The sequence below is a fragment of the Streptomyces broussonetiae genome (genome assembly GCF_009796285.1).
Lineage (GTDB): Bacteria > Actinomycetota > Actinomycetes > Streptomycetales > Streptomycetaceae > Streptomyces > Streptomyces broussonetiae.
The window spans coordinates 3,092,612-3,111,573 of the sequence record NZ_CP047020.1; the positions used below are offsets into that span (position 1 = coordinate 3,092,612).

The 18,962-nt window shown below is 71.7% G+C and carries 18 protein-coding genes and 2 pseudogenes; 10 read left to right on the forward strand and 10 right to left on the reverse strand.

The features are described from left to right. Positions 1 to 37 precede the first annotated feature (37 nt). The 3 genes from GQF42_RS14265 to GQF42_RS14275 all read right to left on the reverse strand — a co-directional run bounded on the left by GQF42_RS14265 (position 38) and on the right by GQF42_RS14275 (position 3,598). Complete coding sequence (locus tag GQF42_RS14265) at positions 38 to 997, reverse strand: endonuclease/exonuclease/phosphatase family protein (protein ID WP_407699492.1); 960 nt, start codon at positions 995 to 997, stop codon at positions 38 to 40. Positions 998 to 1,262: 265 nt separating this feature from the next. Then, entirely contained in the window at positions 1,263 to 1,826 is a 564-nt protein-coding gene (locus GQF42_RS14270) for a TetR/AcrR family transcriptional regulator (RefSeq protein WP_158930132.1), read from the reverse strand. 185 nt (positions 1,827 to 2,011) lie between these two features. After that, on the reverse strand, positions 2,012 to 3,598 hold the full coding sequence (locus GQF42_RS14275) for an MFS transporter (protein WP_233273343.1): 1,587 nt from the start codon (positions 3,596 to 3,598) through the stop codon (positions 2,012 to 2,014). 211 nt (positions 3,599 to 3,809) lie between these two features. On the opposite strand from GQF42_RS14275, the gene panB reads away from it, so the two are divergent. The 3 genes from panB to GQF42_RS14290 all read left to right on the forward strand — a co-directional run bounded on the left by panB (position 3,810) and on the right by GQF42_RS14290 (position 6,653). Beyond that, on the forward strand, positions 3,810 to 4,676 hold the full coding sequence (panB, locus tag GQF42_RS14280) for a 3-methyl-2-oxobutanoate hydroxymethyltransferase (protein ID WP_158920007.1): 867 nt from the start codon (positions 3,810 to 3,812) through the stop codon (positions 4,674 to 4,676). A 145-nt stretch (positions 4,677 to 4,821) separates the two neighbouring features. After that, positions 4,822 to 5,847 (forward strand): ATP-binding cassette domain-containing protein, encoded by a 1,026-nt coding sequence (locus GQF42_RS14285; RefSeq protein ID WP_158920008.1) that lies wholly within the window; start codon positions 4,822 to 4,824, stop codon positions 5,845 to 5,847. Further along, positions 5,844 to 6,653: an ABC transporter permease gene (locus GQF42_RS14290; protein WP_158920009.1), complete on the forward strand. Its 810-nt coding sequence runs from the start codon at positions 5,844 to 5,846 to the stop codon at positions 6,651 to 6,653. Before GQF42_RS14285 ends, GQF42_RS14290 begins: the two co-directional genes overlap by 4 nt. A 22-nt stretch (positions 6,654 to 6,675) precedes the next feature. Here the strand turns inward: GQF42_RS14290 and GQF42_RS14295 are convergent, their stop codons facing one another. Together GQF42_RS14295 and GQF42_RS14300 are read right to left on the reverse strand one after the other, a co-directional pair. Beyond that, complete coding sequence (locus tag GQF42_RS14295; protein WP_158920010.1) at positions 6,676 to 9,933, reverse strand: BTAD domain-containing putative transcriptional regulator; 3,258 nt, start codon at positions 9,931 to 9,933, stop codon at positions 6,676 to 6,678. A 35-nt stretch (positions 9,934 to 9,968) separates the two neighbouring features. After that, positions 9,969 to 10,148, reverse strand: a complete 180-nt coding sequence (locus GQF42_RS14300) for a hypothetical protein (protein WP_158920011.1) — start codon at positions 10,146 to 10,148, stop codon at positions 9,969 to 9,971. A 125-nt stretch (positions 10,149 to 10,273) separates the two neighbouring features. Here GQF42_RS14300 and GQF42_RS14305 point away from each other — a divergent pair, with 125 nt between their 5' ends. Next, entirely contained in the window at positions 10,274 to 11,074 is an 801-nt protein-coding gene (locus tag GQF42_RS14305; RefSeq protein ID WP_158920012.1) for a site-2 protease family protein, read from the forward strand. Here the strand turns inward: GQF42_RS14305 and GQF42_RS14310 are convergent. The 3 genes from GQF42_RS14310 to GQF42_RS14320 all read right to left on the reverse strand — a co-directional run bounded on the left by GQF42_RS14310 (position 11,064) and on the right by GQF42_RS14320 (position 13,190). After that, on the reverse strand, positions 11,064 to 11,255 hold the full coding sequence (locus GQF42_RS14310; RefSeq protein ID WP_158920013.1) for a hypothetical protein: 192 nt from the start codon (positions 11,253 to 11,255) through the stop codon (positions 11,064 to 11,066). The two genes, GQF42_RS14305 and GQF42_RS14310, sit on opposite strands and share 11 nt — an antisense overlap. A 106-nt stretch (positions 11,256 to 11,361) precedes the next feature. Beyond that, positions 11,362 to 12,075: an NADPH-dependent F420 reductase gene (npdG, locus tag GQF42_RS14315; protein WP_158920014.1), complete on the reverse strand. Its 714-nt coding sequence runs from the start codon at positions 12,073 to 12,075 to the stop codon at positions 11,362 to 11,364. 38 nt (positions 12,076 to 12,113) lie between these two features. After that, complete coding sequence (locus GQF42_RS14320) at positions 12,114 to 13,190, reverse strand: sialidase family protein (protein ID WP_158920015.1); 1,077 nt, start codon at positions 13,188 to 13,190, stop codon at positions 12,114 to 12,116. A 106-nt stretch (positions 13,191 to 13,296) separates the two neighbouring features. Between GQF42_RS14320 and GQF42_RS14325 the strand changes: the two genes are divergently transcribed. Next, a complete protein-coding gene (locus tag GQF42_RS14325) occupies positions 13,297 to 13,899 on the forward strand; it encodes a hypothetical protein (RefSeq protein ID WP_158920016.1) in 603 nt (200 codons plus the stop codon). A gap of 61 nt (positions 13,900 to 13,960) precedes the next feature. Then, entirely contained in the window at positions 13,961 to 15,253 is a 1,293-nt protein-coding gene (locus tag GQF42_RS14330; protein ID WP_158920017.1) for an MFS transporter, read from the forward strand. Here the strand turns inward: GQF42_RS14330 and GQF42_RS14335 are convergent, their stop codons facing one another. Next, the gene (locus GQF42_RS14335) at positions 15,254 to 15,487 is read right to left on the reverse strand and encodes a hypothetical protein (RefSeq protein WP_158920018.1); all 234 of its coding nucleotides are present in this window, start codon (positions 15,485 to 15,487) and stop codon (positions 15,254 to 15,256) included. 58 nt (positions 15,488 to 15,545) lie between these two features. Here GQF42_RS14335 and map point away from each other — a divergent pair, with 58 nt between their 5' ends. Together map and GQF42_RS14345 are read left to right on the forward strand one after the other, a co-directional pair. Continuing rightward, positions 15,546 to 16,403 (forward strand): type I methionyl aminopeptidase, encoded by an 858-nt coding sequence (gene map, locus GQF42_RS14340; protein WP_158920019.1) that lies wholly within the window; start codon positions 15,546 to 15,548, stop codon positions 16,401 to 16,403. A gap of 109 nt (positions 16,404 to 16,512) precedes the next feature. Then, positions 16,513 to 17,157: pseudogene (locus GQF42_RS14345) on the forward strand (biliverdin-producing heme oxygenase); the annotation flags it as partial. On the opposite strand, the gene GQF42_RS14350 reads toward GQF42_RS14345, so the two are convergent. Then, positions 17,123 to 17,818 carry a PhzF family phenazine biosynthesis protein gene (locus GQF42_RS14350; protein WP_158920021.1) on the reverse strand — a complete coding sequence of 232 codons (696 nt, stop codon included), beginning with the start codon at positions 17,816 to 17,818 and terminating at the stop codon, positions 17,123 to 17,125. The pseudogene GQF42_RS14345 and the gene GQF42_RS14350 sit on opposite strands and share 35 nt — an antisense overlap. A gap of 54 nt (positions 17,819 to 17,872) precedes the next feature. On the opposite strand from GQF42_RS14350, the pseudogene GQF42_RS45875 reads away from it, so the two are divergent. Further along, positions 17,873 to 18,010, forward strand: a pseudogene (locus tag GQF42_RS45875) (iron transporter); the annotation flags it as partial. Beyond that, positions 17,970 to 18,962, forward strand: a complete 993-nt coding sequence (locus tag GQF42_RS14360) for a hypothetical protein (protein ID WP_158920022.1) — start codon at positions 17,970 to 17,972, stop codon at positions 18,960 to 18,962. The pseudogene GQF42_RS45875 and the gene GQF42_RS14360, both read left to right, overlap by 41 nt.

Consider the following 18,962-nt stretch of genomic DNA (forward strand, 5'->3'; position numbering starts at 1 on the left):
ACGGAACAAAGCCTCTCAGGCCCAGTATTCCAACGGGTTACGACGGCGTGTCCAGCTTCACACGAGCAGCCACCGGAAGGTGATCACTGCTGGTGCGCGGCAGCGTCCAGGAACTCTCGGGCTCGACGCCCTTGACCATGATCTGGTCGATCCGGGCCATCGGGAACGACGCCGGCCAGCTGAACCCGAAGCCGCTGCCCGCCGCGCCCTGCGTGGAGCGCATCTGGGAGGTCACGGCGTTGAGCGAGCGGTCGTTCATCGTACCGTTCAGGTCGCCGAGCAGGATGACCCGCTTGAGCGGCTCGGCGGCGATGGCCTCGCCGAGCGCGTCGGCGCTCGTGTCGCGCTGCCGGGCGGTGAACCCGGCCTCCACCTTCACCCGCACCGAGGGCATGTGCGCGACGTACACCGCGATCGGGCCCTTGGGGGTCGTGACGGTGGCGCGCATCGCCCGCTTCCAGCCGAGCTTGATGTCGACGTCCCGCACGTCGCTCATCGGGTACTTGCTCCACAGCCCGACCGTGCCGACGACCGCGTGGTACCTGTACGTCGGCGCGAGCGCCTTCTCGTAGACGGGCACGGCGGTGCTCGGGACCTCCTCCAGGGCGAGCACGTCGGCGCCGGAGGAGGCGACGGCACGGGCGGTCGTGACGGGGTGGGGGTTGTCGGCGTTGACGTTGTGGGTGGCCACCATCAGGTCGCCGCCCGTTCCCGTGCGGTCGACGAGCAGCCCGCCGAAGAGGTTCAGCCACACGATCACCGGGAGCAGGATCGCGAGCAGGGCCGTGGCCGACTTGCGGAGCAGGGCGCAGAGCAGGAGCAGCGGGACGGCCAGGCCCAGCCAGGGCAGGAAGGTCTCCGTGAGGCTGCCGAGGTTGCCCACCTGGTTCGGGATGTGCGAGTGCAGCAGCATCACCAGGGCCAGGAGGAGGGCGAGGAGCGCGAGGACGATGCCGCGGCGCCAGATGCCCGGGTCGCCGCGCCAGCCGGTGAACATGCGGCGGAGCCGGGATCCAGGTCGCTTCGGCCCCGAGCCACCGCTCGCCGTCTGCGAAATGTATGCCTGCTGCGCCATACCGTCTGCCTCACTGCCTGCCGTGCACACCGTCGTCCCCCCGTGCCGTTCCGACCCTAGGGGATGATCGGTTCCGTTCCCGCCGTCCGATGACGGCCGTACGGAAGTCGAGGACGAACGGGGCGGGGCTGCGAGTTCCGTTCACCCCCCGGACACCCGGGTCTGTGACGAAACGCGCACATGGATGCTACGAGGCTGTCGAGCTGACGGGCCGTAGGCCTTCGAGGACCGTGTCGACGATCTCCTCCGCGAGGCCTTCGGGCAGGTCGCCGTCGGGACGCAGGGTGCTGCGCACGAGCATGGGTCCGACGAACAGGTCGTTGGCCAGTTCCAGGTCGATGTCCCGGCGGAGTTCGCCGTTGTCCTGCCCCCGGCGCAGCACCTGCATGACGAGGTGGCGGCGGGGGACGATGACGCCGGCGTGGTACGCCGACCAGACCTTGGGACTGGACTTCATCTGGGCGTAGACGTTGTGCAGGATCGCCGAGGAGCGGGTGGCCAGGCCGCGCAGGCGCAGGGATTCCAGCAGGGCGACGAGGTCGTCGCGCAGGCTGGTGCCGGGCAGTTCGGGATCGGGGGGTTCGGCGGCCCGGACGACGTCGATGAACAGCTCGTCCTTGCCGCTCCAGCGGCGGTAGATGGTGGCCTTGCCGACCCCGGCCGTGCGGGCGACACGCTCGATGGAGAGTTCGGCGAGGGGTACGCCGTCCTCCAGGAGCTTCATGACGCCCTCGAGAATGGCGCGTTCCACGGCCTCGCTGCGGGGCCTGCCCCGCACGGGACCGCAGGGGCGCGTCCGGCTGTCGGTGCCTGAGTCGGCGCCGGAGTCGGTGTCGGCAACGCTCACGTCGCTTCCGTCCTCTCACTGTGTGCTGCGGGAATTGTCCCGCAGCAGCCTCCTTCCCCCGTCGGAACACCGTTGCCCGGCGAGCTGCCTCAGTCCGCGGCCGCGACCAACTCCGTCTCTTTCTCGCCCTTCTGACCGGCCGTCGGCCGGCCCGGCAGGAACAGGGCGGTCACCACGGCGCCGAGCAGCGCGACGCCCGTACCGCACAGGGCGGTGACGTGCATGGCGTGCAGGAACGCGTCGTCGGCGGGGGTGATGAGGGCCTTGCCCTGCGGGCCGAGCTTGCCGACGATGCCGAGGGTGGCCTCGATGGACTCGCCCGCCTTGTCGCGCAGGGCGGGCGGCAGCAGGCCGAGCTTGCCCTCGATGCCGTTGCGGTAGGAGGTGGCGAGCACCGAGCCGAGCACGGCGATGCCGAGGGCGCCGCCGACCTGGCGGAAGGTGTTGCTGAGCGCGGAGGCGGAGCCGGCCTTCTCGCGCGGCAGGGCCTGCATGATGACGACCGAGGTCGGCGTCATGATGTGCGCCATGCCGGTGCCCATGAGGAAGAACACGACCTCGAGGAGCCAGATCGGGGTGTCCGCCTCGAAGGTGGCGAAGGCGGCCAGCGTCGCGGCGATCAGCACCAGGCCCGCGGTGGTGGTGGCCCTGTTGCCGAACCGGTCGACGAGCAGCCGCGCGCGCGGCGCGAAGATCATCTGCGCGGCGGCGAGCGGCAGCATCAGCGCGCCGGACTCCAGCGGCGAGTAGCCGCGCACGCTCTGGGTGTAGAAGACGCCGAAGAACGTGACGCCCATCAGGGCGAAGAACACGAGCGCGATGGCGCTCATGGCGGCCGAGAACACCTTGCTCTTGAAGTAGGTGACGTCGAGGGAGGGGTGGTCGCTGCGCTTCTCGAAGACGACGAAGGCGGCGAGCACGACGAGACCGCCGATGCTGGTGGCCAGCACCTTCGGGTCGGCGAAGTCGGCCAGTTCGCCACCCTTGATGATGCCGTAGACCAGCAGGACCAGGCCGACGACGGACAGGACGACGCCGATCGGGTCGAGGCGCCCCGGCCTCGGGTCGCGGGAGTCGGGTACCAGCCAGGTCATCAGGATCAGCGCGACGATCACGATCGGCACGTTGACGAAGAAGACCGAGCCCCACCAGAAGTGGTCGAGGAGGGCGCCGCCGGTGATCGGGCCGATGGCGATGGCGAGGCCGACGCCGCCGGCCCAGATGCCGATGGCCTTGGGCTGCTCCTCGCGCTCGAAGACGTTCATCAGCACGGCCAGGGTGGCGGGCATGACGAAGGCGGCGCCGAGGGCCATCAGGGCGCGGTAGGCGATCAGCTGGCCCGGCGAGCCGGACTCCGCGGCCAGGGCGGAGCCGATGCCGAAGACGGCGATACCGCCGATCAGCACCTTCTTGCGGCCGAGGCGGTCACCGACGAGGCCCGCGGTGAACAGCAGGCCGGCGAAGACGAGGGTGTAGGCGTTGATCGCCCACTCGATCTGCCCCTGGCTGGCACCGAGGCCGGTGGGCGCCGGGGTGGAGATGGTCTTGATGGCGACGTTCAGGATCGAGTTGTCGAGCACCACGATGAGCAGGCTCAGCATCAGCACACCGAGGATGGCCCATCGGCGCCGGTGCACCGCTTCCGGTATTCGGGAGGCAGGGACGGAACTTGTCATGTGTTCGAGACTACGACCTTTTCGATACGGAACGGTCTCGTATTTAAGGCCTTTACTCAGACCTTGCACAGCGGGCATGGACCGCGCCTGCAGGCGGACTCGACGGGATCACTGAGGTCCCCCCCTGGTCCTGACTGGCACGAGGTGCCACCATGGAGACGATCCGGGGACGCCGTGAGGGCGCCTCGAGATGACTGAAGGAGCCGTTGCAATGACGCAGCTTTCGGCTGCCCAGACGAAGCCCACCGACGGCAGCAAGGCGCTGTACGGGGGCAAGGGCACACGCCGTATCACTGTTCGCGACATCGCCCTCGCCAAGGAACGCGGCGAGAAGTGGCCCATGCTCACCGCCTACGACGCGATGACCGCCTCCGTCTTCGACGAGGCCGGGATCCCGGTGATCCTGGTCGGCGACTCGGCGGGCAACTGCCACCTCGGGTACGAGACGACCGTGCCCGTCACGCTGGACGAGATGACCATGCTGTCGGCCGCCGTGGTCCGCGGCACGCAGCGCGCCCTGATCGTGGGCGACCTCCCCTTCGGTTCGTACCAGGAGGGCCCGGTGCAGGCGCTGCGCTCGGCGACCCGGCTGGTGAAGGAGGCCGGGGTCGGCGCGGTCAAGCTGGAGGGCGGCGAGCGCTCGCACGAGCAGATCCGGCTGCTGGTGGAGTCCGGCATCCCGGTGATGGCCCACATCGGGCTGACCCCGCAGTCCGTGAACGCGATGGGCTACCGCGTGCAGGGGCGCGGCGAGGAGGCGGCGCAGCAGCTGCTGCGCGACGCCAAGGCCGTCCAGGACGCGGGCGCCTTCGGGGTCGTGCTCGAGCTGGTCCCGGCGGAGCTGGCGGCCGAGGTCACCCGGGTGCTGCACATCCCGACGGTCGGCATCGGCGCGGGCCCGGAGTGCGACGCGCAGGTCCTGGTCTGGACGGACATGCTCGGGCTGACCTCCGGCCGGGTCCCCAAGTTCGTCAAGAAGTACGCGAACCTGCGTGAGGTCATGGGCGACGCGGTGAAGGAGTTCGCCGAGGACGTCGTCGGCGGGACGTTCCCGCTGGAGGAGCACTCCGTCCACTAGAGGGTGCCACCGAGCCATTGCGGCAACACCCCGGCAGCCCCGCTGATCTTCCCCCGTCAGCGGGGCTGCCCCCTGTCGGCGGGTTGTCGGTCGCTGTCGGCGGCCTGTCGGTGGTTTGTCGGTGGGCGCCGGCAGAGTCGTCCCCATGACACGAATCGATGACAACCCCGTCGGCGCGAGCCGTGCAGTGACGGTGCGGGGTCTGGTCAAGCACTACGGCGAGACCAAGGCGCTGGACGGCGTCGACCTGGACGTGCGCGAGGGCACCGTGATGGGCGTGCTCGGGCCGAACGGCGCCGGCAAGACCACCCTCGTACGGATCCTGTCCACCCTGATCACCCCCGACGCCGGCCGGGCCACGGTGGCCGGCTACGACGTGGTGCGCCAGCCCCGGCAGCTGCGCCGGGTCATAGGCCTCACCGGGCAGTACGCCTCCGTCGACGAGAAGCTGCCCGGCTGGGAGAACCTGTACATGATCGGCCGGCTGCTGGACCTGTCCCGCAGGGACGCCCGCGCCCGCGCCGACGAGCTGCTGGAGCGGTTCTCCCTGACGGACGCGGCCAAGCGGCCCGCGAGCACGTACTCCGGCGGTATGCGACGGCGGCTGGACCTCGCCGCCTCCATGATCGGGCGGCCCCAGGTGCTCTACCTGGACGAGCCGACCACCGGCCTCGACCCCCGCACCCGCAACGAGGTGTGGGCCGAGGTGAAGGCCATGGTCGGGGACGGCGTCACCGTGCTGCTCACCACCCAGTACATGGAGGAGGCCGAGCAGCTCGCCTCCGAGCTGACCGTCGTGGACCGGGGCAAGGTCATCGCGAACGGCGGGATCGAGGAGCTGAAGGCCAAGGTCGGCGGTCGTACCCTGCGCGTACGGCCCGTCGACCCGCTGCAGCTGCGCCCGCTCGCCGGCATGCTGGACGAGCTGGGCATCACCGGACTGGCCAACACCACCGTGGACACCGAGTCCGGGACGCTGCTGGTGCCGATCCTCAGCGACGTGCAGCTGACCGCGGTGGTCGGCGCGGTCACCGCGCGCGGCATCACCATCTCCTCCATCACCACCGAACTGCCCAGCCTGGACGAGGTGTTCCTGTCCCTCACCGGCCACCGCGCCAGTGCCGCGCAGGACGCCACGCCCGCCGAGACCCGCGAGGAGGTCGCCGCATGAGCGCCACCACCCTGACCGATGGCGACGTCCGCATCCCGCTGCGCGGGCATCTGCGGCACACCGGCGCGCTCGTCCGGCGCAACCTGCTCTGGATCCGGCAGGACCCGGAGTCGATGTTCGACGCCCTGTTCATGCCGATCGTCTTCACCCTGCTGTTCGTGTACGTCTTCGGCGGCTCGATCGGCCAGGCGCTCGGCGGCGGCCAGGACAGATACGTCCAGTACGTCATCCCGGGCATGCTGGCGATGATGAGCATGACCCTCTCGCAGGGCGTCGGCACCGGGTTCAGCCAGGACTTCAACAGCGGGGTCATGGACCGGTTCCGCTCGCTGCCGATCGGGCGCGGATCCGTCCTGTTCGCGAAGATCGCCGTCGAGCTGGCGCGGATGCTGTTCGCCACGGCCATCCTGATGGTCGTCGCCGTGCTGGTCGGGTTCCACATCCACCACTGGGCCGGACTGTTCGCGACCGTGGGGCTGTCCGCGCTGTTCGCCTCCTCGATCATGTGGGTGTTCCTCACCCTCGGCGTGATGCTGAAGAACGCGCAGTCGGTGCAGGGAGTCGGCTTCCTGGTGCTGTTCCCGCTGCAGTTCGGCTCCTCGATCTTCGCGCCGACCAGGTCGATGCCCGGCTGGCTGCAGCACTTCACCGACTACAACCCGCTGTCCACGCTCGCGGACGCGGCCCGGGGGCTCATGGTGGGCGGCCCGGTCGCGCACGATCTGTGGGTGACGGTGATCTGGTCGGTGGGGATCACGGCGGTCATGGCGCCGATCGCGATCCACAAGTTCCGTACCAAGACCTGACGTTCACGCCCCGGCTCGAACGTCACACCAGGGCGGTGGCCTCCGCGAGGGAGAGGCCACCGCCCTCGGCGTACGCGGCCGCGTACCCGGCCGCGTCGAGCGTCTCCCGGATACGGGCCTCGGTGAGATCGTGGACCCGGCGCTCCACGCCGGACTGGAGGTGCCCGGCAGGCAGCAGGGCGTCGGAGGCCCCCTGGCAGCGGGCGCCGTCCGCGGCACGGCCACCGCCGTCGCAGCCGGCCAGGGCCATTGCGGCGACACCGAGGCAGATCGAGGGAAGCTGCGGGGTGACGGCCTCGCACAGCGGGTCCTCGGCGAGCCTGAGAGCCCTGCGGATGCGGGCCAGGGACTCCTCCGGCCGCCGTTCGAGGGCGTCCAGCCAGGCCTCCTGGGTGAGGATCATCGCGTCGAAGACGACGAAGTGCGCGATCTTGAACTCCTCGCGCAGCAGCCTGAGTTGCTCGCGCGCCTCGCCGATGCGGTCGGTCAGGGCGAGCCAGCAGGCGAGGAAGAGCCGGGCGGCCGGCATCGCCTCGCTGAGGGCGCCGTCCCCGTCGGCGACGACTCCGCGCAGCAGCCGCTCGCCGCGCTCCAGTTCGCCCTCCTCCATGAGCACGTTGCCGAGCCGGGCGCGCAGGATGGCCATCTGGGCGCGGGCGCCGAGGCGTTCGGCGTACTCGATGGCGGCCTGGTAGTCGGCGACCGCAGCCGGATAGGCGCCCTTGCGTTCATGGGCCTCGCCGCGCGCGGACAGCGCCTCGGCGGTGCCCCAGGCGTCGCCGAGGCGGCGGTAGATCTCCAGGGACTCGTCGGCGTCGCGGGCGGCGTCGCCGGCCCAGACGGTGCGGTTGGCGAGCACGTTGGCCCGCATCTGCAGGGCGCCGGCCAGCTCCCACTCGAAGCCGGGGGTGTCCCGGCAGGTCTGCACGGTGGCGTCGATGATCGTGCGCAGCCGCTGCATGCCCTCGGTCATCATGACGGCGTAGAACCACAGCGCGCCCGGGGCCCGGCAGGTCTGCGGCTGTCCGGGCTCGTACGCCTCGGAGATGGCCTTCAGCTTGGCCCGGGCCTCGGGGGTCTGCCAGGCCTCCAGCTCGGTCTCCATGCAGGCGAGATGACCCAGATGGACGCCGCGCCGGGCTTCGACGAGGACCTCGCCGGTGTAGGGGGGCGGGGTGTCGGTGCAGCGCTGCCGGACCGGGCGGGCCGGGCGCAGGGGGGCCGCGAACGGGTCGGGGCCGAGCGCCATGGCCTCCCGGCACCAGGTGCGGATCTCGATGCGCTGGTCGCGCATCTGCCAGAACCACCCCAGGGACAGCACCAGGCACAGCGCCTCCTGTTCGTCGCCGAGGGCGACGGCGTGCCGCAGGGCGGTGCGCAGGTTCTCGTACTCCAGCTGGAACCGCTCGATGGCGGTGCGCTGCTCGTGGCCGCGCAGCAACGGGTCGGTGGTACGGGCGAGTTCACGGAAGTACGTCAGGTGCGCGCGCTCGGCGTCCGGGCGCCGCCCGGTCTCGGTGAGCCGTTCGGCGGCGTACTCGGCGACGGTCTCCAGCAGCCGGTAGCGCATCCCGCCGTCGCTCGACGGGGCCGCCACCACCAGGGACTTGTCCACCAGGGAGCCGAGCGCGTCGAGGGCGAAGGGGCCGCACACGGACTCGGCGGCGGCCAGGTCGCAGCCGCCCGCGAAGACCGACAGCCGGGCGAGGACGTCGCGTTCGTCCGCGTCGAGCAGCTCCCAGGACCAGTCCACGACGGCCCGCAGGGTCTGCTGGCGGGGCAGGACGGTGCGGCTGCCGGAGGTGAGCAGCCGGAAGCGGTCGTCCAGCCGGCCGGCTATCTGCCGGGGGGTGAGCATCCGCAGCCGGGCCGCGGCCAGCTCGATCGCGAGGGGCAGCCCGTCGAGCCGCCGGCAGATCTCGGCGCAGGCCTGCGGATCGTCCGCGGTACGGAACCCGGGCCGGGCCGCCGCGCCCCGCTCGGCGAGCAGCCTGAGCGCGACCGGCTCCGGCAGCGGCTCCACCGGCCGCACCAGCTCCCCCGGCACCCCGAGCGGTTCGCGGCTGGTGGCGAGCACGACCAGTCCAGGGCAGCGGGCCAGCAGCCGGTCGACCAGGGCGGCCGCGGCCTCCACGACATGCTCGCAGTTGTCGAGGACGATCAGCATCCGGCGCCGGGCGCAGTGCTCCAGGAGCCGTTCGAGGGGGTCGTCGTGCCGGTCGGTGACCGCGCGCATGTTCTCGACACCGGCACCGTGCAGCACGGTCTCGCGGGCACCGATCGCGGTGAGCACGGCCTGCGGTACGGCCTCGGGGTCGTCCACGGGAGCCAGCTCGGCCAGCCACACCCCGTCCCGGACGGTGTGCCGTACCGCCTCGGCGGCCTCCTGGGACAGCCGGGTCTTCCCGGCGCCGCCTGGTCCGAGCAGGGTGACCAGTCTGGCCCGGCCGAGATCGGCACCGATGGCCTCGATGTCGGTTTCCCGGCCCACGAAGGAGGTGAGCCGGGCCGGCAGGTTGCCGAGCGCGGGACTCTCCGGTTTCCGTGGAGTCTCGTCCGTCAGCAACTCGGTGTGCAGGGCGCGCAGTTCGGGCCCGGGGTCGGCGCCGAGCCGGTCCGCGAGCAGGCGTCGTACGTCCTCGTAGGCGGCGAGTGCCCGGGCGGGGCGGCCGGTGGCGCGCAGGGCGCGCAGCCGCAGCGCCTGGAGCGGCTCGTCCAGCGGGTTCTCGTCGCACAGCGCGGTCAGTTCGGGCAGCGCCTGTTCGGCGTGGCCGAGGGCGAGGGCGGCGGTGTGCCGGGCGCGCAGCGCATCCAGGCGGCGGGTCTCCCAGCGGGCCGCCTCGGCGGTGTGGTCCGGCAGGTCGGCGAGGGCGGGGCCGCGCCACAGGGCGAGCGCGTCGTCGAGGACGGCGGCGGCCTTGGCCGGGTCCGCGTCGGCGAGCGCGGCGAGGCCGTCGCCGGTCAGCCGATCGAAGCGGACGAGGTCGATGTCGTCACCGGCGGCGGCGATCCGGTAGCCGCCGTCGGCGGAGGCGACGGCGTCCGCGCCAAGAGCCCGGCGCAGCCGGCCCACGAGCGCCTGCAGCGCACCGGCCGCGTCGGCGGGCGGGTCGGCGCCCCACACCTCCTCCACGAGCACGCCCACGGGCACGGTCCGCCCGGCCCTGAGCGCGAGCACACTCAGCAGGGTACGAAGCCGCGCCCCGCCGACCGGGACGGCCGTGCCGTCGGGGCGAAGTACCTGGGTGGTGCCGAGAAGCCGATAACGCACGGGGTCCATTGTCCCTGGGGACGACCGGGCGCGGCTTGTGGATTTCAGATGCGCATGAACCGGGAGGAGTCGAGGGTGAGGGTCTGGTCGGCGACGGGAACCTCGATCTGGTCGCCGAATACCCCGGACCCACGGTGCTGGTACTCGCCGTCGGTGAGCCGGGTCAGGAGCGTCCACCGGGCGGTGAGCACGTCAACGATCAGGTAGGCCGGAATGCCACGCAACGCGTAATGACCGGGCTTCGCGCTGTAGTCCCGGCAGGAACCCCAGCCGATCCGCAGGACGTTCCCCCCACATCACCGGTACGGTCGACCCCGGCCCACCCGAGACACCAGCAGGAGTCCTCCCCATGACCACCGCCACCACGCGCCGCGGCGACCACCGGGTCAGTCCCGTGTTCCTCGGGATCCTGGCCGTGACGGCGGTGACGGGCTGGGCCACCTGGACGGGGTACGCGACGCAGCGGGGCGTCGCGGTGTTCCTGTTCGTGACGGCGGCCTGGATCGTCTCCCTGTGCCTGCACGAGTACGCGCACGCCCGCACCGCCCTGCACAGCGGGGACATCACGGTGGGCGCCAAGGGCTACCTCACGCTGAATCCGCTCAAGTACACGCACGCGCTGCTGAGCATCGTGCTGCCGGTGGTCTTCCTGGTCATGGGCGGGATCGGGCTGCCCGGCGGCGCGGTGTTCATCGAGCGGAGCCGGATCCGGGGCCGCTGGAAGCACAGCCTGGTCTCGGCGGCGGGCCCGCTGACCAACGTGCTGTTCGCGGCCGTGTGCACCGCGCCCTTCTGGCTGCACGCGCTGGACGGCGTGCCCGCCGACTTCCGCTTCGCACTGGGCTTCCTGGCCCTGCTCCAGGTGACGGCCGCGATCCTGAACTTCCTGCCGGTGCCCGGCCTGGACGGCTACGGCGTCCTCGAGCCCTGGCTGTCGTACCAGGTCAAGCGCCAGCTGGCGCCGTACGCGCCGTTCGGGCTGCTGTTCGTGTTCGCGCTGCTGTGGGTGCCGTCGATCAACACCGCGTTCTTCGACACGATCGACGCGATCCTGCGCGGCCTCGGCGTCGACGACTACTCGCGCTACTGCGGCCAGGAGCTGTACCGCTTCTGGCGCGGCACGCCGGAGGTGTGCGCGGTCAGCCCGTGACGGACTTGCCCCGCTGCGACGCCTGCCGGCCGCGCTTGACGTAGTACCAGGTCATGTTGGACGCCAGGCCCGCCAGCAGCACCCAGACGATCCCCACCCAGCTGCCCTGGGCGAAGGAGACGACGGCGGCGGCCACGGCGAGGACGCAGACGACGAGGGGGTAGAGGGCGATGCGGGGCATGGGGAGTGGGCTCCTGTCGGATCCTGTCGGGGGACACTGCTCGGAACTGCACGAACTGCTTCACGCGTTCCTTCGCCGACCAGTGTCCCCCATGGCCCCGGCCCGCTCACACGTCGGTGACGCGGAGCCCGGCGTGTGCCTTGTAGCGGCGGTTGACGGAGATCAGGTTCGCGACGAGCGACTCGACCTGGTGGGCGTTGCGCAGCCGCCCGGCGAAGACGCCGCGCATGCCGGGGATGCGCCCGGCGAGGGCCTGCACGATCTCCACGTCGGCGCGCGCCTCGCCGAGCACCATCACATCGGTGTCGATCTGCTCGATCTCCGGGTCCTCCAGCAGTACGGCCGACAGGTGGTGGAAGGCTGCGGTGACCCGGGAGTCGGGCAGCAGGGCGGCGGCCTGCTGGGCGGCGCTGCCCTCCTGCGGCTTCAGCGCGTAGGCGCCCTGCTTGTCGAAGCCGAGCGGGTTGACACAGTCCACGACGAGCTTGCCGGCCAGCTCCGCGCGCAGGGACTCGAGGAGCGTGCCGTGCCCCTCCCACGGGACGGCGACGATCACGATGTCACTGCGGCGCGCGGCCTCGGCGTTGGCGGCGCCCTCGATGCCGTACCCCAGCTCCTCGGCCGCGGTCCGGGCCCGCTCGGTGGCCCGCGAGCCGATGATCACCTTCTGGCCGGCCCGGGCGAGCCGGTAGGCGAGGCCCTTGCCCTGCGGGCCGGTGCCGCCGAGCACGCCGACGACCAGCCCGGAGACGTCGGGCAGGTCCCAGGGGTCCTTGGCGGGGGCCTTCGCGGGGGTCTGTGCGCTGTCGGTAGAGGTCATGCGCCGACTCTACGTCCGTGGCACGGACGGCACCGGCCTCAGGTGAGCCGCGTCACGGGCACCCGGCGGAAGGTGATCGTCTCGTAGGCGCCGAAGTCCCCCGTCTCGTAGAGGAGTCCGACGGTGCGCCGGTCGACGCGGACCAGGTCGGAGTAGGCGGCGGGCAGTCCGTCGGCGGTGAACGCCGGGCGCCAGGTGGTGCCGGCGTCGGTGGAGGCGCGGATGGTCATCAGGGCACGGTGCTCGGGGTCGGCCGGGCCCGAGTACAGGAGCAGGTCGGGGTCGCGGAGCTGGAGGACGCAGGCCTCGCAGACGGGGGCGACGAGCCCGGCCTGCGGGCGGAAGGGCTTGACGAGGGTGCGGCCGCCGTCGGCGGAGTGGGCGTCGGCGCGGCTGCCGGGGGAACTGCCCGATTCGTTGCGGGTGTTGAAGTAGACGCGCCCGTCGGGGAGTTCGGCCGCGGTGGTCTCGTTCACATTGAGGTGGCCGTCGGTGTTCTCGTCGACGTACCCGAGGTACCAGCTCTCGCCGCGGTCGTCGCTGAGCAGGCAGTGGCCGCTGTGGTACTTCGCCTCGGCGCCGGTGTCGGTGCCGGTGGGCGGCAGGGTGTGGTTGGCCGGGACGAGCACGCGCCCCGAGGCGAGCTGCAGGGCGTGCCCGGGGGTGGTGGCGTACCAGCGCCAGCCGGGCCGCTTCACCTGCGCGGTGATCTCCCTCGGCGCGGACCAGGTCAGGCCGTCGTCGTCGCTGTGCTGCACCCACACCCGGCGCCCGTCGGCGTCCTTGACCTGCCCGCGCAGGATGGCGTCCTCGGTGGCACAGGCCGCGGCCCGGACGTGCACGAGCAGGACGCGGCCGGTGTCGAGGACGACGGGGGCGGGGTTGCCGGCGAGGCCGGTGCCGTTGTCCGCGGCGACCGTGAGCGGGCCCCAGGTGCGCCCGCCGTCGGTGGACCGCCTGAGCACGATGTCGATGTGGCCGTGGTCGGCGGCGGAGTCGTGGCGGCCCTCGCAGAAGGCGAGCAGCGTGCCGGCGCCGGTGACCACGATCGCCGGGATCCGGAAGCCGGCGTAGCCCTCGTGTCCGGCGCGGAAGGGAACGGTGGCCTCGGTCATGGGGCGGCTCCTCGGTTCGGGCGGGGACGGATGCATGTCCCCGGGACGGGCGAATTCCAGGTGAACTCCGCGTCACGAGTGGCCGGTTGCGGCAGGATGCGGTCGCATGGACGCCGTACGGGTCGCGTTGCTGCGGGAAGTGCTCACCGGGACGGAGTGGCTGGGGGCCACCCGGAGGTTCGCGGGGGTACTGCGCGGGTCGGTGGTGGCGCACGGGGGCGGACTGCTGCTCGTCGGCACGCCGGAGTACGAGCCGTGGCATCTGGCGGCGCATCTGGTGGACGAAGCCGCGTGGTCGGGTACGCCGGAGCTGGCGCCGACGCTCGTACGGCACCGGGCGCGCCCTTGCGACCCGCCCCATCTGGCCGTCGGACCGGGCCGGATCGAGGCGGCGCGCCGGGGCGAGACCCTGCTGGTCGTCGCGCCCGAGGAGCCGGCCGCGCTGCTTGACCGGGTGCACGATGCCCGCCGGGCCGGGGTGACGGTGCTCGCGCTGGGGGCGGCCGGGGGCGAGCTGGCCGCGATGGCACACGACACGCTGGCCGTACCCGAAGGCGCGGAACTGGACCTGGACAGCGTGCAGCACCTGGTCAGCGCGGCGGCGGGGGAGAACGCGGGCGGGGTCTCCGCGCGCGGGCGGCGGAGTCTGCGGGACCGCCTGTCGCGGCTCGCGGAGGTCCTGACGGCGCCGCCCCCCTCCCCTTGGTGACCTTCCCGGTGGGCGGGGAAAAGCAGTTGCCCCGTCCCCGGCATGGGCCGAGCATGCATCGGTGGCCCGTGCCCTCCTTCCCGACCTCTCCCCCTGGAAGGCCTCCAAGGACTTCCGTCGGCTCTGGACGTCAGGGCTGATCAGCAACTTCGGCAGCTTCCTGACGCTGGTCGCGCTTCCCGTCCAGCTCAAGGACCTCACCGGTTCCGCGGCGGCGGTCGGCGCGATCGGTGCCGTGGAGCTTTTACCGCTCATCGTCTGCGGCCTGTACGGCGGCGCCCTCGCCGACGCCCTCGACAAACGGAAGCTCATCGTGCGCACGGAGGCCGGACAGGGTCTGCTCAGCGCGGTCCTGCTGGTCAACGCCCTGCTCCCGCACCCCGCGGTCTGGCCGCTGTACGCCATCGCCGCGCTCTCCTGCGCCCTGGGTTCCGTCCAGCGCCCGGCACTGGACTCGCTGTGGCCCAGGATCGTCGCCCACGCCGACATGCCCGCCGCGGCCTCGCTGAACTCGCTGCGCTGGACCGTCGGCGGAGTCGCGGGCCCGGCGGTCGCGGGCGTGGTCGTCGCCTACGCGGGCCTCGGCTGGGCCTACGCCGCCGACCTGCTGACCTTCGTCGTGTCGGTGGCGTACATCGTGCGGATCGCCCCCTCCCCCACCGTCGCCGAGGCGTCGAAGCCCTCGCTGAACGCCATCCTGGAAGGCGCCCGGTACGCGTGGAGCCGTAAGGAACTCCTCGGCACCTACGTCGTCGACCTCGCGGCGATGTTCCTGGCCATGCCGCTCGCGGTGCTGCCGTTCCTCGCCGACGAGCTGCACGCCGACTGGGCGCTCGGGCTGATGTACGCCGCCCTTCCGGCCGGCTCCCTGCTGGTGAGCCTGACCAGCGGCTGGGCCTCCCGGGTGCACCGGCACGGGCTGATGGTGGTGGTGTCGGCCATGGGCTGGGGCCTGGCGGTGGCGGCGGCCGGGGTATGCGGGAACGTGTGGCTGGTCCTCGTCTTCCTGACCGTCGGCGGCGGCTTCGACATGGTCTCCGGGGTCTTCCGGGCCGCCATGTGGAACCAGACGATCCCGGACGAGCTGCGCGGCCGGCTCGCCGGGATCGAGCTGCTGTCCTACTCGGTCGGCCCGCAGCTCGGCCAGGTCCGGGCGGGTGGCCTGGCCGCCTGGGCGGGCGTACGGACCTCCGTCGCCCTGGGCGGGCTGGCGTGCGCGGGCGCGATGGGCCTGCTCGCGCTGTGCCTGCCGGGGCTCATGACGTACGACGCCCGGACCAACGCGCATGCGGTACGGATGCGCGAGCGGCGCGCCGCCACCGAACCGGCCGTGAGCCGGTCGGCCGTGGACTGATCACTCCTCGCCGGTGTCCCGGGGCGCGGACGCGTCGTGCCAGCGCGGGTCGGTCTCCCACTCGAGGTTGCGTTCCCTGGCGGTCTCCATCGCCCGCTGGGCCTCCTCGGGTGAGGTGTACGGCCCGAAGCGGTCCTTGGCCGGGCACTCCGGGCCCTCCTCGACCTTCTTGTGCTCCAGGCAGTAGTACCACTCGCCCGGCTTGCCGACGGTGCGCTTCTTGAACAGGGCCATGAACAGCTCCTCTCGCCACGGACATGTTCCCCCATCCCGGCTGGATAGACTCGCTGGCATGTCTGGCCAGTCGCTGCTCGTACCAGGGGAGCTGTCCCCCATCCGTTCGGTCCCCGGAAACATCCGCCGTCCCGAGTACGTCGGCAAGCCCGCGCCGGCGCCGTACACCGGGCCCGAGGTGCAGACCCCGGAGACCATCGAGGCGATGCGGATCGCCGGCCGCATCGCCGCGCAGGCGATGGCGGAGGCCGCGAAGATCATCGCGCCCGGGGTCACCACGGACCAGTTGGACAAGGTCGCGCACACGTACATGTGCGACCACGGCGCCTACCCCTCCACGCTGGGCTACCGCGGCTTCCCCAAGTCCCTGTGCACATCGGTCAACGAGGTCATCTGCCACGGCATCCCGGACTCGACGGTCCTGAACGACGGCGACATCGTCAACCTCGACGTGACGGCGTACATCGGCGGGGTGCACGGCGACAACAACGCCACCTACCTGGTCGGGGACGTGGACGAGGAGTCGCGGCTGCTGGTGGAGCGGACCCGGGAGTCGCTGAACCGCGCGATCAAGGCGGTCAAGCCGGGCCGGCAGATCAATGTCATCGGCCGGGTCATCGAGTCGTACGCCAAGCGTTTCGGCTACGGCGTCGTCCGTGACTTCACCGGTCACGGGATCAACTCGTCGTTCCACTCCGGCCTGATCATCCCGCACTACGACAGCCCGCACGCGACGACGCTGATGCAGCCGGGCATGACGTTCACGATCGAGCCGATGCTGACGCTGGGCACCCACGAGTACGACATGTGGGACGACGGCTGGACGGTCGTGACGAAGGACCGCAGGCGCACGGCGCAGTTCGAGCACACGCTGGTGGTGACGGAGACGGGTGCGGAGATCCTGACCCTGCCGTAGCGCTGCGCTCGCCCGGACAGCTCCCCCCTGCCCGCCCTCTGCCAGGGCGGGCTTTCTCTTGTAGACTTTTACCGACATGGTGTCGGCAACATGCGCAGGGGACGGCCACATGGACTCCTTCTCGACCCTCATCCGCACCGCGTCCCACGAGCAGCACGTGGCGGCGAACACCTCGACGTTCATGACCGACCTGCTCGGCGGCAGGCTGGGCGTGGCCGCTTACGCGCGTTACACCGAGCAGCTGTGGTTCGTGTACGAGGCACTGGAGAGCGGCGCCGGGCTGCTGGCCTCGGACGCGGTGGCGGGACCGTTCGTCCGGCCGCAGCTCAAGCGGCTGGCCGCGCTGGAGCGGGACCTGGCCCATCTGCGGGGCGCGGGATGGCGGGCGACGCTGTCGGCGCTGCCCGCGACCCGGGCGTACACGAACCGGGTCCGCGACTGCGCCGAGCGCTGGCCCGGCGGCTATGTCGCCCACCACTACACCCGCTATCTGGGCGATCTCTCCGGCGGCCAGGTCATCCGCGACCGGGCGGAGAAGACCTGGGGCTTCGCGCGGAAGGGTGACGGGGTCCGCTTCTACGTCTTCGAGGGCGTCACCAACCCGGCCGCTTTCAAGCGGAGCTACCGGGAGCTGCTGGACGCGATCGCCGTGGACGACCTCGAGAAGCAGCGGATCGTGTCCGAGTGCAAGCGGGCGTACGCACTGAACTCGGCCGTGTTCAGCGCGCTGGGCGAGGAGTTCCCGCCGAGCGCCCAGCGCTCGGGGAACACTCACGCTCGAGGAACACGCGCCCGCCGACCTCCACCCACCCGTGCGGCTGTGGGGCCGTGAGGATCTGGGAGCCCCTGCCCTGGGTGATGTTGAGGGCACGGCCGAGCCGGTCCGTGAGGAGAATCGCCGCCGCGCCGGTGGCCTCGTCCTCGTCGATGCCGTCGTCGCGGCCGGGGAAGGCGCGGGCGCGGATCCGGCCGGCCGCCTCGTCCTCCCAGGCCCAGGCGTAGATCCACTCCCCCGGCGGGGGCACGTCGAGGGCGTCGACCTCGGTGGGGCCGGCGTACTGGCGCAGGGTGCGCGCAGGGGCCCACTCGGCGCGGGCCTCGATCCAGCTGAACTCGCCGTCCAGCCGGGCTCCGACGACTCCGGCGGGAGTGACGAGTTCGGGCACGTCGAGCAGCCAGGCGGTGCCGACGCAGGGGTGACCGGCGAAGGGCAGCCGCAGGGTGGGGGTGTAGATGTCGATCACACCGCGCTCGGGGTCGTCCACGAACACGGTCTCGCTGAAGCCGAGTTCGGCCGCCAGCGTCTGCCGGTCGCTCCGCTCGGGCAGGACCGAGCCGTCGCGCACGACACCGAGTGCGTTGCCGTGGCCGCCGGTCGGTCCGCAGAAGACGCGGAGTATGTCGTAGTCAGTCACCGGTGAATTGAAGCATCACGACGACGACGGGGGCGCCGCCGGGCAGCGGGCGCCCAGGTCACGGTGTGGCTGCTGTACCCGGTCCCGGCACTCGCGGCGTTCTTCGCCCCGGTAGGGTTCGCCTCCGGGAAGGCGAAGGTGAAGGGACCCGATGAGCAGGGATCGCAGCCCGCGCAGGCTCCGCAGGCGTGACCGTAACGCACTCATAGCGGCCTCTCTGGCCGTTTTGTCGCTTTCGGCGAGCGGGTGCGTGGTGGTGCACGGGGAGCGGGAGGTGCTCCCCGCGGCCACGCGCGCCGAGGCCACCAAGGCGCTCACCGCGTTCACGGCCGCGTACAACAAGGCCGACAAGGCCTTCGACAGCTCCCTTGACGCGCCCTACGTCACGGGCCCGTTCGGTGACATCGACGCAGCGCGGCTCAAGGCCGGGCACACCAACAGCCCGTCGGGCAACGCGAACCACGTGCCGCTCAAGCTCACGGACGTGAAGATCACGATCCCCAAGAAGGCCGGCTGGCCGCGCTGGTTCGTCGCCGACGCCCGGGGCAACAAGGCGGGCAACGCACGCTGGCTGCTGGTGTTCACACGCAACGGCCTCGGCGAGCGGTGGCAGGTGGCGTATCTGACGCTCGTGGCGCCGGGCGCCGTACCGCAGTTCAGGACCGACGGGGACGGCTGGGCCGAGGCCGTGCCGACCACCTCGGCCCAACTCGCCGTCGCCCCCGGCAAGTTGAGCCAGGACTATGCGACGTACCTGCAAAAGGGCGGCAGCACCTTCGCCGACGGCACGTACACCAGCGCCGAGCGCGCGGACCGCGCCGAGCGGGCCAACAAGCCGGGCCTGGTGACCCAGTTCATCGACAAGCCGCTGACGGGCGGGGACTACCAGCCGCTGGCGCTGCGCACCGCGGACGGCGGGGCGCTGGTGTTCTTCACCACGCACCACTACGAGAAGCGGACCGTCGCCGCGGGCGCCACGATGCCGGCTCAGAACAGGGACGTGCAGGCCCTGACGAAGGGCGAGGTGAAGCAGTCCCTGACGCTGGAGCTGATGTCCAACGAGGTCGTCCTGGACCCGGCGGGCAGCGGCGCGGTGTCCATGCTGGGCCGGGTGCCGGGGCTGACGTCGGCTCAGGGCCAGTAG